The sequence below is a fragment of the Halobaculum sp. P14 genome, from assembly GCF_051195155.1.
GTDB lineage: Archaea > Halobacteriota > Halobacteria > Halobacteriales > Haloferacaceae > JBNTKA01.
The window spans coordinates 1-1,770 of the sequence record NZ_JBNTKB010000010.1; the positions used below are offsets into that span (position 1 = coordinate 1).

The following is a 1,770-nucleotide window of genomic DNA, read 5'->3' on the forward strand; positions in this document are numbered from 1 at the left end:
AGTTGAGTGACCGGTTTCGCCGGTCAGTCGTTGTTCACGTTAGTCGCGACGGATCGCGAGCAGCGCGGCGCCGAGCAGCGCGACGATCCCGAGCACGGCCGTGAAGCCGGGCGTCGTGGTCGTCGTCGTCGTCGCCGGCGGCTCACTCGTCGTCGAGGTCTGCGGCGGCTCCGTCGTCGACGTCGTCGACGTCGTCGTCGTCGGCGGCTCCGTCGTCGACGTCGTCGAGGTCGTGCCGGCCGACGTCGTCGGCTTCGGCGTACCCTCGATGACTTCACCGTCCGCGGAAGCCGAGCCGAGGCTCGTGCTCACCGTGAACGTGTCGCCGGCGTTGATGCCGTCCGGCGTCGTGAAGTCGTAGGAGGCCGACCAGCTGCCGTCGGCCTGAACGGTGACGGTCTTCGGCTTGATGAACGCGGGCTGCGTGCCCGTCGCCGAGCTCACCCGCACCGAGAACGTCGTCCCCGGCGCGTACGTCGAGGAACCAGAGATCGTCTGGTTCTTCGCCGCGTTCACCTTGAACGTGTCCTTCGCGAAGGTGACCTCGCCCTTCAGCGTCTCGAAGGACGCGTTCGCGGAGTCCACAGCGTCACTGTCGCCCTCGAAGAGGTAGTCGTCAGTGACGTTGAACTGCGCCTTGTACTTGTCGCCGTCCTTGACGTTGCTGTTCAGCGTCGCCTGCTTGAAGATCAGGTAGTACGTGCTGGTGTTCTCGTTCGTGACCAGCTGCAGGTTGCTGTTGGACGCGTTCGCGATGTCGATGACACGCGGGTCCTGGTTCGCAACCGGGTTCGTCTGCTTGACCTTCAGGTTCAGCTCAGTGTTGCTGCCGCTGAGCGCGGTCTTCAGGCGGTCGAGCTGGGTCGAGCCAGCCTGGCTCGCCAGCATGCCTTCCAGGCCCTCTGCCTGGATCTGGAAGATCGTGTGGTCCGTCCGCACGATCTTCGAGTCCTTCGTGATCTTGCCGCTCTCGACGAGCGACGAGATGTCCGAAGCCTTCACGGAGCCATCCTCGTTAGCGTCGAAGCTGAACGAGCTGGTGGCCGGAGCCGTCCACGTCGTGACGGACGGCTTCTTGCGCTCCGCGAGGAACAGCGTCCCGACGGACTGCGCGTCCGCGTCGGGGTCAATCATCTTCGTCGTGGCACCGTACGTCCGGTAGGTGCCCTGGTCGAGGATGGAGCTGAGCTGCTGTTCGCTCGCAGCCTTGTTCGTCACGGTCACCGTGTCTTTGTCGCCACTCGTGTCGACGACTTCCACGATGTTACCGTTCGTACCCGCAGTGTACGTGTTGAACGTGAACGTGACTTTGCCGTCGTTGTCCACGTCAGTCGCGGTCAGGTTGAGCTGGTAGCCGGACTCCGCCTCGTTGCCGATGATGACGTAGCCGGTACTACCCTTCGCTTTGCCTTCGAAGTTAACCGTGAACTCCGCGATGTCCCCCTGCGGGACCGTCTTGGAGTCCGTGCTGAACGAGATGACGCCGTCGCCAGCCTGCGTGACGTTGAACGGCGCAGTGTGGGCGGTGACGCCAGTGTTGACGTCGGTCGCGTTGACCGTGTAGCCGGTGGCGGCGTCGACGGTCTCGAAGTCGTACGCGACGGAACCGTCGGAGTCGACGGTCACCGTCTCAGTCTGGACGACGTCACCAGAGTCGTCCACGAGTTCGACCTTCACAGGCCGGTTGATGTCGTCAGCCTGGACGACACCAGTCACGTTCTGCGCGGTCGTGAACGAACTCTCGTCGGACTCGACCGTCAGGCCGAGGTC

At 63.9% G+C, this 1,770-nt stretch carries 1 protein-coding gene; it reads right to left on the bottom strand.

All coding sequences use genetic code 11. The annotated features are described in order from the left end of the window. Positions 1–39: 39 nt before the first annotated feature. Positions 40–1,770 (bottom strand): BGTF surface domain-containing protein (locus tag ACQUS7_RS14545; protein ID WP_435147962.1); only part of this gene is annotated, 1,731 nt, incomplete at its 5' end.